The following is a 13,486-nucleotide window of genomic DNA, read 5'->3' on the forward strand; positions in this document are numbered from 1 at the left end:
AGTGCATAAAAAAAGACTCCATTTTACATGAAGTCCTTCCGATTTGGTATTTATAAATAGAGTAGTAGAAAGGGGTGTTAATAAAACAAACACGAATAGCCCTCCACTTTCGATTTTTTCAAAAATAGAGAGCTCGTTACTATTATTTTGTTTCCATTGCGTGTAGCACCTGATCTGGAGCTGTTATTGTTACTCCAGCACGTACTAAACGTTCGAAGGTACGCATAAACTCTAGTAAATTAAACTGCTTTGGTAGTTCAATAACACGAAGTTTTTCTTGTGGCAGCTTATCAATTGCCTCGATAAACCATTCACGAACATCACTTGGAATCGTGCGTTCTTTATGACCACGAACTTTTAGTTTTTCACGCATTTCAATTTCTAAAGCGATATATGCATGGAGATTAACACCCTGATCATATGCATATTTTCTAAATAATGTTTCTTCCTGGTATTTTAGATAATTACGGTGATAAGACTCTTCCGTCACTGGTACTGCAAACTTCTGCTTCAGTAGTGCATGCACATTCTTAAACATCTTCTTAATGTTGTGAAGAGAGTACATAGAATAATGTAAACCGAAATTAAACACAGCTTGCTCACGGTCACTATTTCTCTCTTTTGGTATATGCTGCGCAATAAGAGGGTAGATACCTTCTTTTGCTGCTGTATCGAGAATTTGATATTGAGATGTTTGATGCAATAATTTCTTCAATGTATATACAATTTTCGTTGGATATCCTTCTTTTCGATCAACCATGTCACGTAGTCCACGAATGACACTGCGAATTTGACGGTGACAAGTATGTTTTAATACATGAATGAATTTATTCATGTCTGCAGACAGTTCACCGATATTCATCTCTTGTAGGACTGCTTCGATAAATTTCGCTTTTCGAGCATAGGTAGCTTTTGGTGTAAATGGATCTCTATGTTGTTCTTCTCCAGCTTCTTTCGAACATAAGAAGTCTGAATGGATAGACAGATATAATGTTGTATATCGTTTTGTATGCTTTACACCTTTTTGCATTTTGCAAATTTTGAATAGGGGATTCCCCGTACATGGTAATGCAGTTGTTAATTCCTCGATAACCGCACGAATCTGATGCGGATATTTTTTATGTAAGAAACGATACATCCCACCGAAGTGAGTTTTGTTTCCTCTTTCGTCCTGCTTGTCCAAAGAACGCTTTAATGTTGTTTCTGTATGTTGTTGCATCGCAATGTCTAAGAATAATTTCTTAGCCGCTACAGATAGTTTAAAGAAAGCCTTTGTAAATACAACAGGACTAATATATACGTATGGATTTGCTTTTTCTGTTTCCTCGTTCATAAAATGAGTCAGTTTGATTGTATATCGGCCATCTAAGCCATTTTCAATAGAGATAATGTTATGTAAGCTTAACTTTTTCAAAGCGATATAGAATTGAGAATGCTGAATGTATGCAAGCTCTTCTTTATATTGCTTGTAATCTTCCCACATCATATGTATTGTTACATTGGGAATAACACCATTAGTAAAGCATTTCTTATGTAGATATAAGAACACTTCTAGATCAGCATTTGTAATGCCGTATAATTTATGCTTTCTTCCCGCTTTTTCTGCAAGTGTAGACATTGCGCGACGTGAAAAAGATGGCTTAGCTTTTTCGACAAAGCCTTCTACGTCAGCAATGCGATCTTCGTATGTCATGTGCTGCAGAATATCTTCCAAATATGTATCTTTATAGCTGTAGTATTTCTCCTCAAATGTTTCCACAAATTTTTGCCAAGATTTGAGTGTTACTAAAACTGCGTTTGTTGTTTCCCCATTTAAGCTACGTTGATTACGTATCACAAATGATTTCCCCATCTTTTTCACCTCCGTTCTACAAATTCAGAAATATATGCCAAAATACTATAAAATATACCAATTTTGATTATAGCAAATCGAAAAATGATGAAAGGTGCTCCTTTAAGAAGAAAAATAGCAACTTGCAACAGCTTATGAAGCTAGTGGTATCAAGGGATAAGAGAATTTCATGATTTTTTTTTGTGTTAAGGATACCGCAAACGTGTTGCAAGTTGTGTGGTATGTATAAAGGTAAGTGAAAAGGCACCTAAACCCTTGGTATATAAAGGATTAGAGTGAAAGTGGCAGGGCAGTTAGGGAAAGGATACCGCAAACATGTTGCAAGTTAGTGAATGCAATCATTAAAAATAAATTGTAATAATTAGCATTGATATAAAAGGAATTGTTGGCATTTATAGAATGAACGTAGGGAAAGGATACCGCAAACAGTGTTGCATCTTGTGAGAAAAATAAGGGCATGCATACCGCAAACGTGTTGCAAGTTGGTTAATATGTATAAAAGTAAATAGAAAAGTACCTAAACCATTGGTATATAAGGGATTACATTGAAAATGGTAAAGAAGTTAGGGAAAGGATACCGCAAACATGTTGCATATTATGTATGTAACTTATTAAAAATATGAGATAAATAGCTTAAAAACTTTAAAATGATATGATTTTTTTAAAATTACTTGGTTGAGAAATAAATTATACTGTTGCAAGTTGAAAGAAATAGGGAAAGGATACCGCAAACATGTTGCAAGTTGATTAAAAATAGGTAAGAGAAAGGGCAACTGTTGCAAGTTGAGAAATATAAGGAAAGCAAAGCGCAAAAAGTGTGCAAGTTGAAAGAAATAGGTAAGAGAAAGAGCAACTGTTGCAAGTTAAAGAGTTAAGGCAAATAAAGCGCAAAGGAATGTAAGTAAGTAGAAATAGTGAAAAGAAAGAGCAACCTGTTGCAAGTTGAAGAGTTAAGGAAAGAAAGGCGCAAAAGAAATGCAAGTAAGTAGAAATAGGGAAAAGAAAGAGCAGCATGTTGCAAGTTAAAGAGTTAAGGAAAGAAAGGCGCAAAAGAAATGCAAGTAAGGGGAGATAGTGAAAAGAAAGAGCAACTGTTGCAAGTTAAAGAGTTAAGGCAAATGAAGCGCAAAGGAATGTAAGTAAGTAGAAATAGTGAAAAGAAAGAGCAGCATGTTGCAAGTTGAAGAGTTAAGGAAAGAAAGGCGCAAAAGAAATGCAAGTAAGTAGAAATAGGTAAGAGGAAGAGCAACCTGTTGCAAGTTAAAGAGTTAAGGCAAATAAAGCGCAAAGGAATGTAAGTAAGGGGAGATAGTGAAAAGAAAGAGCAACCTGTTGCAAGTTAAAGAGTTAAGGCAAATAAAGCGCAAAGGAATGTAAGTAAGGGGAGATAGGTAAGAGAAAGAGCAACCTGTTGCAAGTTGAAGAATTAAGGCAAGCAAGGCGCAAAAGAAATGTAGGAAGTAGAAATAGTGAAAAGAAAGAGCAGCATGTTGCAAGTTGAGAAATATAAGGCAAACAAAGCGCAAAAGGAATGTAAGTAAGTAGAAATAGGTAAGAGGAAGAGCAACCTGTTGCAAGTTGAGGAGTTAAGGCAAGCAAGGCGCAAAAGAAATGCAGTAAGTAGAAATAGGGAAAGAAAGAAACAAAAATTTGTAAATATCTGTTACAATGAATTAAATATAATAGTGGTTAAGATTTTTATACTGAGAATTATTTTATTGTGATCCATGGTTTAGGGAGGAAAAGAAAGTGGATAACCTATTACAAATGTTTCGAGATGCGTTGTTAATCTCTGAGCCAATTTATAAAACTAACGAGCAAGTATGGAATAAGTGGAATGCATACTTTAAAGATGTTGAAAACAATAATAATAAAGTACTCACATCACCCCATGCTTCTCCATCATTTACTGCATTAGTATCTTGGTTAGAGAAAAAGCAAGAGTCCGGAATTACATTAGTACAAATTTATGCCAAAATTGATTCCTATAAGGAAGAAATATATAAAGAAATTGAAGGATTTATAGACAAAGAATTTCAAAATGTAGCATCTTCAAGTTCCATAATAGTAGAAAATGATCAAAATATAGAAGAGACAAGCATAGTAAACCATGAGGATTATTATGAGGTAAATAACTCTGCTGTTTATTATAAGTTAAGAGATGGGATTGCAAAAAATCAATTTGAAGAGGACGAATTGAGTAAAGTTTTACAATATCCTATTGAAACAAAATCTTCTACTGGTGTAGCTCAGCTTTCTTCACACAAAGATGAAGATTTAAGACTTACTAATATAGAAGAAGCAGCCCGATGGAATACCCTTGTAGATGACGTAATGAGTAATATGGATGATTTAACGGCAGATTGCTTAGATGCAATCACAATACAGTGGATCAATGAAGCAAAATCTCCAGATGATTTTATTGACTTTTCTTATGAACAAGTTTTAGAAATGTGCAACATTCCAAAAACAGTTGTTAAAAATAAAGAATACTATAGAGCAGAAGATAAAATTAAGATAGCAAAGAGAATTGCAGCTTTAGCAAGTATTTTTATCTATTTAAATGATGATAATGAAGTCGTTGTATTAAATGATCGTGATGATGATGGGGAACGTTTAGAATTAAAGCGTGAAGTTATCAAAAGATTATTTGTATTAGATTCAGTTGTTTTATGGAGACATAGTGTTACTAATGAATACATGGGCATTGAATCTTGTCGTATTAAGCCGGGTAGCTTTTTAACTAATTATTTGTATGGATCAAATAATACAACAGCCCTATTGTCTAAAAAAGCACTTGAATACAATAGTTATAGACACAAATATCATAAAAGGTTAATTCGATACTTAACATGGCAATGGAGAATTAGACAAATGTATTCATCATTGAAAAAGCCATATTCTATAGGTGGGGACAAAGGACTACTAGCAGTAATGGATATCCCAAAAGATTGGAAGCCGAATCGTATTAGAGAACAGTTAGAAAATGTTCTAATGGATTTAGAAAATGAAAAAGTAATCTCTCATTGGGAGTATAGTGATCCACTTGATGAACAACAAATTGGGAAACGTAATTGGTTTAAAAATTATTACACTAACTTAGGAATAACGATTTTACCACCTGAAGAAATGCTACAGTCAATGGATAGGGTAATAGGAAAGAAGAGTATAGAGGAACCACAAGAGCAATTACCGGAAGTAACAGTTGTTAAAGAAATAAAGAAGACTGTAGAATCAGTCGAACAAATAGAGAAAAAGATCCGTGACCAAATACTGAAAGTACACAATGAAAAAAAGGTAAGCATTCGTGAAATAGCAGATGAAATGAGTATTTCTCCATCGACATTATCTAGATTTTGTAATTATAAAACAAAACGTTTATCTAAAAAGGCGTTAGAAAAGTTAACGAAATGGTGTGAAAGACAAGAAATATTAGAAAAGATGTAACATAGATTAAATATTTCTTTTAATAATAGTCAAAGTAAAATACACATACATTATGTATGTGTATTTTACTTATTGTCACTAATAATAGTCTGAATTTTCTTTATTGATGGTGGTTTTGGCGGGCAAAGATCCTACTGGAAAGTCAATATAGTTATGCTGTTTAATCCACTGCAATTAAATTTCTTGTCTTATCGATATGGTTCAGTAACATACGATACTCTTCTTCATACATAGTTATACGTTGTAGAAGAGATTGATTGTCTGTTTCTAAATCTTCAATTTGATTTTGTAACTTTGTCAATTCATTCACATCTTTATAATTTTGTAGAAAAAGAATAATATCATCTAATGTAATAGATAAAGAGTTGTTTTCTTTTTTTGATGGGGAGAGGGGAATGTTGTTTCCCATTTTTCGGTCTTGTTTTGCTTGTTGTATTTCTTCTTGGTATTGTTTTCTCACATATGAATTCCAACGAAATCCACAAGCTGCTGGTGTTCTAGCTAGTAGTTTTGCTACTTCTTTGAATGCAGCTAACTGTGTTCCACCGTTACGAATATTCTGAAGTACTGTTGATGCGAGAAGTAAATCGTTATCATCAGTCCAGGAATCTTGTCTTGAGATTACCACGTTTTAACCCCCCTTATATGTTTTATATTATATATATGCAATTACTCAAAATGATAGAAGTTCAACTTCTCTTGAAATAATTGGGGGGAAGTTGGTAGAAGTATGTATGATTTTACATGCAAAATTGCATTTAAGGTTGACTATTTCGTAATGGTGTAACTATAATAGTTACAGTTGTGCGACTGAATTAATAAAGTTGTTGGTATGAATTGGTTGTATTAATGATGTATAAACAAATATTAAAAAATGAATGGGGTTGAAAATATAGTCCTACATATAAAACGTTTGTATAAAAAGAAATTAGGTAATATACATTTTTTTATAACTATATATTAATAAAAAGAGGTGCACGTTTTGAAAATTTTTAAGGGAATTCTAGTTTCTTCAATTGCATTAACAGCATTTAATGGGGTGGGCGGACTACTACCAAATGAAAAATCAGAAGTTGCTTATGCAGCTACTTACAATTATTCAAATAAGCAATTGAATTCTACTGTACATAAGCAAGTTACTAAACAATTAATTTTGAAATTTAAAAATGAAGCGAATTTACCATATCAGGATGGAATAGAAAAATTCATTAAAGAAGAAAAACAAGATCCTGAATTAATTGGAATTTTAGCTGAATATCCAAATGTAACTATAAATCGACTTTTTAATTCTTTAAATCCTAAAGAAATTAAAAATCTTGGTAAAGAAATAAAAGATTCCGATCAAATTTCTTCTAATTTGTTAAACTATTATATTGTAGAAACTCAAGATGATATTGATGTACAAGCATTACTTACAAAAATTGAAAAATCATCTCTTGTTGAAACGGCGTATTTACAGGAAGAAGAGGCGCCACCAGCAGAGCGTTTGCCAAATTTATCTGTTAATCCATATGATGAGCCTAGACTTACAAGACAAGGTTACCTTGAACCAGCACCATTAGGAATTAATGCACCTTATGCCTGGAGCATAAAAGGTGGAGATGGAAAAGGAACTACTTTCGTAGATATGGAGTATGGGTGGTTATTTAATCATGAGGATTTAGTGAATCAAAAGATTGAATTAATATCTGGACAGAATAAAAGCGAGCACCATGATCATGGTACCTCAGTCTTAGGGATTGTTTCGGCAGAGGATAATAACATAGGTGGAATTGGAATCGCACCGAAAGCTAAGGTAAAGGTTGTATCCCAGATTAGGGATAACGGAAATTATAATACAGCTGATGCTATTTTAAGTGCGGTTAACAATATGCAAGCTGGAGATGTTCTTTTACTAGAGGCACAAGCAACTTACGATGGATATGGAGATAAGAACTATTTTCCTGTGGAAGTAAAACCAGACATATTTGATGCAATTCGTATGGGAACAAATAAGGGAATTATTATTATTGAAGCAGGTGCAAACGGCGGAAATGACTTGGATCAATTTAGAGACCGTAATGGTAAACAAGTTTTAAATCGTAATAGTCCTGATTTTAAAGATTCAGGGGCAATTATGGTTGGGGCAGCTTCTGCAAGGGTTCCTCATAAGCGTTCATATTTCTCTAATTACGGTAGTAGAGTGGATGTGTATGGATGGGGGAATGCAGTAGATACTACAGATGCTAAACCAAGTGAATTTATAACAAATCTATATACATCTAGTTTTGCTGGAACATCTAGTGCATCGCCTATTATTGCTGGTGCTGCAGCATCAATTCAAGGAATTGCAAAAAATAATCAGGGGAGAGTATATACACCAAGACAGCTTAGGGATATTTTAAGTGATTCTAGCACCGGAACGAAATCTAATGATCCAACTTCTGATAAAATTGGTGTTTTACCTGACTTAAAAGCCATTTTGTCTAAACTTGGTTTTTCACCAAACTTAAGTAATGATTCTTCCATTGTATTTCCTGAGGAACAAGAAATAAATAAAGGGAATAAGGGAAATGAAGGATCTACTATTACATTCCCGAAAGAAGATACCGCTAATGGTGAAGAGGACTCTAGCTTTATTTTCCCAGAATAATAGAAATACCTCCTATTAAGCATGGGGCAAAACAGTTTACTCAATAAGAACAAAGGATATGAATTCAATAGAAATATGAATTTATATCCTTTTTATTTTAAGCTGTTTTTACTACCTTACAAAAACGTAATGTTAGCGTAATGGAAATAAATTTTGGCAGCCAATAGATTAGGATATAATTTTTATGAGAAAAGATATGAGGTGAATAATATGAAACGAATAGTGCTTATGTGTAGCGTTTTTGTGATGTTTACTGTGTTGTTATCCGGGTGTAATTTAAATCGTCTTGGTACAGATACATATTATGTGCAAATTACCAAGGATGGTGAAAAATTAAAAGAGAAAAATGTAAATGGAGATACGACTTACGAATATAAATTACCTGGATTTGATAAGGATGGTAAAGAGAAAGAAATGGAGTTTACAGCGTTAAAAAACCTTCGTAAAGAAGCGTTTTTACGTATATATTACTCTGAGAAAAAAGGTGTGAAATCTTGGGAAGAAGTTAAAAAAGACGAACTCCCTACAAAGGTAAAAGAAAAATTAAAGGTGGATTAATATATAATGCTTTGTAAGAGCAATATATCCTCAAACTATTAGAATGTATATTGTGAAATATGCTAAAGTTCTTTAGAGTTGTTAAAGTAAGAGGCTGACAGTTATTGTCAGTCTTTTACTTTTGCAGGAAGAAAATATAAAAGGCATTTAACAGGCAAGTGTTGGATTATTAACAATTATTTAAGATCCAAAGCTACAATATATCTACTCCTGAACTATAATAATTCTAGGTCAGAAATAAGCTTGTGATTTTGTGAGGAGTTAAGTACTAAAAAAGCTTAATTTTGTTTACGTATTTATAGTCGTTTAAAGGATTTATGATTGGTTATGATATAATAAAATTCAAGTAAAATAAGGGGGATTAATTAAATGATTTTTCAAAGCATGATAACAGCTATTATAGAAAAATTACAAGAGACGGTGAATCCCTATTGGATAATTGTGTTTGGATCAACGGCTGAGAACAGAGAACGAGAAGATAGTGATATTGATATAGCTTATGTAAGTGACACAAATTTAGGGAACTATGAACGTTTTTTATTAGCACAGGAGTTAGCTAACATTGTTCATAGAGATGTTGATTTAGTTGATTTATCCGAAGCTTCTACAGTTTTTCAAGCTCAGATTATACATACAGGAAAGACAATATTTTGTTCTGATGAAGAACGGAAAATCATTTTTGAAATGAAAACCTTAAAAATGTATTCAAAATTGAATGAAGAAAGACAGATAGTATTTGATGATATAAAGAAAAGAGGTTCTATATATGAAGAATGAGGTTATTTTAAATAAAATTTCTACAATAGAGCGTTGTATAAAAAGAATCCAAGATGTGTATGGAAATGACCCTGAAAATTTAGAGGACTTTACAAAACAAGATTCAATAATATTGAATATACAAAGAGCTTGTGAAGCGAGTATTGATTTAGCAATGCATATTGTTGCAGGTAAAAAATTAGGACTACCCCAATCTAGTCGAGAGGCCTTTGATTTATTGGTTACAGCAGGATTACTTAGTGCTGATCTAGCAAATAAGTTAAAGGCGATGGTTGGATTTCGTAATATTGCCGTTCATGATTATCAAAGTGTAAATTTAGATATTGTTCGTCAAATTATTGAAAAACATTTAACTGATTTCAAACTATTTACGAAGGAAGTAATGGGGATATTGGAATTTTAGGCGAAAGAACAGAATAGTAAAGCTGAGAGAGAAAGTAATTCTATGACTAAAAAATCAGCTATTGAAACAATTACTTAATTTCGTAAGAAGAAACGCGGTCATAAGATGAGTTTGTTTTTGATTTTAGCGAATAAAAACAACATAAAATAATAGAGTTTCAAAAAAATAGCCCGCCACCAGACCTTTTTTGGTCAGATGGAGGGCTATTTTTTTCATGTTTTGACAAGTTGCGGTGAGATAAGCCTGCATTTGGACAGACTTCAGCCCCCGAAATCGATAGCCATGTAGTTCTTTGGCGTCCGCAAAGCTTCGCTCTATAGTTGAACGGCGTACTTTGTAAAACTTTTTCCCTGTAACTGTTAGTTTGTTTTTTCTAGCGATATCCTTATATTTCTCCCATATATGATGAGTGATAACTTTTTGTTTTTTTGAAAAACATACCTCACGTAGCAGACAAACAGCGTAGTCTTCTGGGGTGGTTTTATATTGATGATATCCTTCATGATCCGTTGTTGCATACTCTAAAATACACCCCATCGGACAAGCAAATGCATTTATTTAATTGGCTTTTTGACCCTTTATGCTCCTTGAGGAAGGAGTCTTCTTGCTAAAATGATAAATTTGAAGCTATAAAAGCAACAGAATTATGTAATAAGTGAATCAAAAAAACAACCCCAAAAGCAGACATGGTAACCTGATATTTTTCATTCTTTTTTTTATATATCCAATAAGCATAGTTATATAAAAGACCAATTATCGTTGTACCAACTATATAAGTGATTCCATATTGATGATTTAATCCAAATATAATTGAAGCTATTAAAATGATAAGGTAATCGCGATTTTTAATGTAAGGAATCCAACTTAATAGCCAAAATAAAAATACTTGAAAAACTACTGTTTCATATATAGGTGCCGCTAATACCCCTAATAAAACTTGAAGAATAAGAGGTGCTTCTGTTATTAGGTTTTTTTGTATTTCAGGTAAGAATAGATCTAATGGTATTACAAATAAAAATGATCCTAATAAAATAAGAAAAATAAAAGAAATTGTAGGCAAAGCAAACATAAATCTATTTATTTTTTTGAGCATATATATTTCTCCTATAATCTTTTAATACGAAAAGTAATAAATAATTGAGTCTCTTTTTGTTTGACATGTTTTTGTCTACTATTGATGAAAACCGTTCTGTAATTGAATTCTTGGCTTATATGTAGGTGTAGCGATAAAGTAGGGATATATTAACACTATATTGTTAATATTAAAATATTAAAGAGCTAAGTGAGATATTAAGGTCACACCAATTGTATGATGAATATAATATCAAGCCCGTTAAGGAAATATGCTGTATAGGACACGTTTGTACTGTTTATTTTACTATATGAATATTTAAGTGCATATAGTTTGGGAGGAGTATGTATTTTTGCATTTTTTAATACAAAAGTTTTTTATTAAAAATTTACTTTCTGCGCTACCTCATATGAATTTAAGACAATTGAAGGGTAAAGGCTAAAAGAGTCCAAGTTCAGATTGTACAGGTAAATATTATAATGTTATAGAAAAATAAGGAAAAAAGTTATAAAATAGGAGATTGAATTAAACTTTCGGATTTTATTGTTCTGCAAAATAAAAATAACTAAAGATGAGGCTCTTAAAAATTCTTATCTTTATTTAAAACTAACGATATTATAAAAAATCCTCGCTGAAGGTACTGTAACAAATCTAATTTGAAAATCTTTAGGAGATAAATATGGAATTTTAAATATTCTTAGTCGTCTGTTAAACATTATAGCAATTATTATAGGCAAATCCTTTAATATCATCGATTTAGAAGAAATCAGTACAAATAGAAAAGATGAAGTGGTAGAAGTATTGCGTCTTCCTTTTAATAGATTTCCAGGAGCAGCTGGACATATAAAAGATGCAATTGTAAATGAAAAAAATGGAACGTTTGGTTGAACGATTAGTATGCTATTTTAAAGTTTAAATTAATAACAGAAAGTGAACCTCTTAATATGTTACTACTTTGTTTTTATATTGTTGAAAATAAGAAAGGTGAAATCAATGGAAAAATATTGGCATAAGCTATCGTTGCTTCAAAAAAATGTATTACTAACGGTATTAGTAATTCTGACCCTTGTTGGAAGTATGGGAGCGTTAAGTTTTAATATGTTTCAAAATAGTATGATGTCTATATTTGAGAGGCAGTCTTTTGAAACAGGTGATGCGGTATTAAATCAATTAGATCTAGAAATAGTAAGAGATGTAGCAAAAGACCCCACAGCTCAAAGAGTGAAGAAAGAAAAATTGACAGAGCAATTAGATAAATCAATAAAAGATATGAAAAGTGTTGGGCAAACATATGTTACAGGAGCTAAGCTAAATGATAAAGCTGAATTACAAATAGTAGCTTTGGATACACAATTAGCAAATACTGTTTCTGTAAAACCAGGTGAATACCATGAGCAGCCTACTTATTGGATGAAAACATATGATAAAGTAATGAAAACGAAACAGGCACAAATGACAGAAGTATATGAAGATGAATTAGGGTTCTGGGTAACAATTTTAGAGCCAGTTACAGATGAAAATAAAAATATAATTGCAATTGTTGCAGCGGATTTGGAAGCTTCTGTTATTCCTCTTACAAAGAAAGACTTTATGATACAAGGTTTACTATTTATTATAATTTCATTAACTATCGCAATTACAATTCAAATATTTATCTCACGAAACTCTCTATCGCCTTTAAAGGATTTACAAGAAGGGTTACGTGAAGTTGGTGAAGGGGATTTAAGTATTAAATTGAATGAAAGATCTGATGATATAGGGATAACTAATATCTATTTTAATAACACTATTAAAAAGTTTAATAGGATTATAGATAAAGTAAGGCAGACTGCTGAACAGGTTTCGACATCTTCACAGGAATTGTCGGTAAGTACAAAAGAGAATAGCATAGCCTTTAAAGAAATTGCAAGTGCTATTACAGGATTAAATTTAGGAGCACATTCTCATGAATATGTAGTGCAAAAATGTTTAGGGATTGTTCAAAAAATGGAAAGTAAGATGCAAGAAATTAAAGGAACTGCAAAACAAGTTGGCAATGATTTGGAAGACATGGAACAGCATTCTGTAGAGGGAAAAGATTTGATTAAGCAAATCGTGAATCAAATGAAAAGAATCAAAGATACAGTTCAGGATGTATCTTCTAGTATTTATGCATTAGAAGCACGATCTAAGGAAATTCATGAAATTCTTACTGTAATTACAACCATTTCAAATCAAACAAATTCATTAGCTTTAAATGCTTCTACTGAACCCTCATGTGCTGGAGAGATGGGGGAAGAATTTTCATGTGTTGCGGAAGAGGTACGTATATTAGCGGAAAGAACCGAGGCATCTGCAAGGGATATAGCTAAATTAATTGGTGAAACCCAGGCTGAAGCAGAGAGAGCTGTAAGATCCATACAGAAGAGTTCAAAGGAAGTAGAATCAGGAATAACACTCGTTCAAAGTAGTGGTGCTTTCTTTGAAAAGATTTCAGAATCTGCACAATCTGTTACAAATCAAATTAAAGTGACTTCGAATCATTCAAGTGACATTCTAAAAGATAATCAAACTATTGTTCAGTTTGTAAATGAATTATCACACATTGCAAATACATATGTGAATAGCAGTAGTAATGTGAAGATAAGTATGAAAGAGCAAGAACTGTATGTACAAGATATTGCAGAGTTAGCAAATTCTTTAAAGTGGCTCTCCCAAGAGTTACAGGAGTTAATAGGGGGATTTAAAAGTAAGTAGGATAGAAGA

9 protein-coding genes and 1 pseudogene are annotated in these 13,486 nt (G+C 32.3%); 6 read left to right on the forward strand and 4 right to left on the reverse strand.

Annotation, left to right across the window (positions count from 1 at the left end):
* Positions 1-142: 142 nt before the first annotated feature.
* Positions 143-1,852 (reverse strand): hypothetical protein, encoded by a 1,710-nt coding sequence (locus tag ACTFRM_RS19385; RefSeq protein WP_000520259.1) that lies wholly within the window; start codon positions 1,850-1,852, stop codon positions 143-145.
* Between the two features lie 1,749 nt (positions 1,853-3,601).
* Between ACTFRM_RS19385 and ACTFRM_RS19390 the strand changes: the two genes are divergently transcribed.
* Positions 3,602-5,299 (forward strand): helix-turn-helix domain-containing protein, encoded by a 1,698-nt coding sequence (locus tag ACTFRM_RS19390; protein ID WP_000369392.1) that lies wholly within the window; start codon positions 3,602-3,604, stop codon positions 5,297-5,299.
* 160 nt (positions 5,300-5,459) lie between these two features.
* Here the strand turns inward: ACTFRM_RS19390 and ACTFRM_RS19395 are convergent, their stop codons facing one another.
* Complete coding sequence (locus ACTFRM_RS19395) at positions 5,460-5,927, reverse strand: RsfA family transcriptional regulator (protein WP_000237079.1); 468 nt, start codon at positions 5,925-5,927, stop codon at positions 5,460-5,462.
* Between the two features lie 354 nt (positions 5,928-6,281).
* Between ACTFRM_RS19395 and ACTFRM_RS19400 the strand changes: the two genes are divergently transcribed.
* The 4 genes from ACTFRM_RS19400 (at position 6,282) to hepT (ending at position 9,669) form a co-directional block, all read left to right on the forward strand.
* Positions 6,282-7,931 (forward strand): S8 family peptidase, encoded by a 1,650-nt coding sequence (locus ACTFRM_RS19400; RefSeq protein WP_324657073.1) that lies wholly within the window; start codon positions 6,282-6,284, stop codon positions 7,929-7,931.
* A gap of 210 nt (positions 7,932-8,141) precedes the next feature.
* Positions 8,142-8,489, forward strand: coding sequence for a YxeA family protein (locus ACTFRM_RS19405; RefSeq protein WP_000822914.1), 348 nt, complete (start codon positions 8,142-8,144; stop codon positions 8,487-8,489).
* Between the two features lie 369 nt (positions 8,490-8,858).
* On the forward strand, positions 8,859-9,266 hold the full coding sequence (gene mntA / locus ACTFRM_RS19410; protein WP_440043497.1) for a type VII toxin-antitoxin system MntA family adenylyltransferase antitoxin: 408 nt from the start codon (positions 8,859-8,861) through the stop codon (positions 9,264-9,266).
* The gene (gene hepT, locus ACTFRM_RS19415) at positions 9,256-9,669 is read left to right on the forward strand and encodes a type VII toxin-antitoxin system HepT family RNase toxin (protein ID WP_000787540.1); all 414 of its coding nucleotides are present in this window, start codon (positions 9,256-9,258) and stop codon (positions 9,667-9,669) included. The genes mntA and hepT overlap by 11 nt, the downstream gene beginning before the upstream one ends.
* Before the next feature lie 123 nt (positions 9,670-9,792).
* Here the strand turns inward: hepT and ACTFRM_RS19420 are convergent.
* Both ACTFRM_RS19420 and ACTFRM_RS19425 read right to left on the reverse strand, forming a co-directional pair.
* Positions 9,793-10,227: pseudogene (locus tag ACTFRM_RS19420) on the reverse strand (transposase); the annotation flags it as partial.
* Between the two features lie 49 nt (positions 10,228-10,276).
* The gene (locus tag ACTFRM_RS19425) at positions 10,277-10,762 is read right to left on the reverse strand and encodes a CPBP family glutamic-type intramembrane protease (RefSeq protein WP_440043498.1); all 486 of its coding nucleotides are present in this window, start codon (positions 10,760-10,762) and stop codon (positions 10,277-10,279) included.
* Positions 10,763-11,734: 972 nt separating this feature from the next.
* Here ACTFRM_RS19425 and ACTFRM_RS19430 point away from each other — a divergent pair.
* Positions 11,735-13,477, forward strand: coding sequence for a methyl-accepting chemotaxis protein (locus ACTFRM_RS19430; RefSeq protein ID WP_440043499.1), 1,743 nt, complete (start codon positions 11,735-11,737; stop codon positions 13,475-13,477).
* Positions 13,478-13,486 lie beyond the last annotated feature (9 nt).

This window comes from Bacillus cereus group sp. MYBK227-1 (assembly GCF_051916325.1).
GTDB classification, from domain to species: Bacteria; Bacillota; Bacilli; order Bacillales; family Bacillaceae_G; genus Bacillus_A; species Bacillus_A cereus.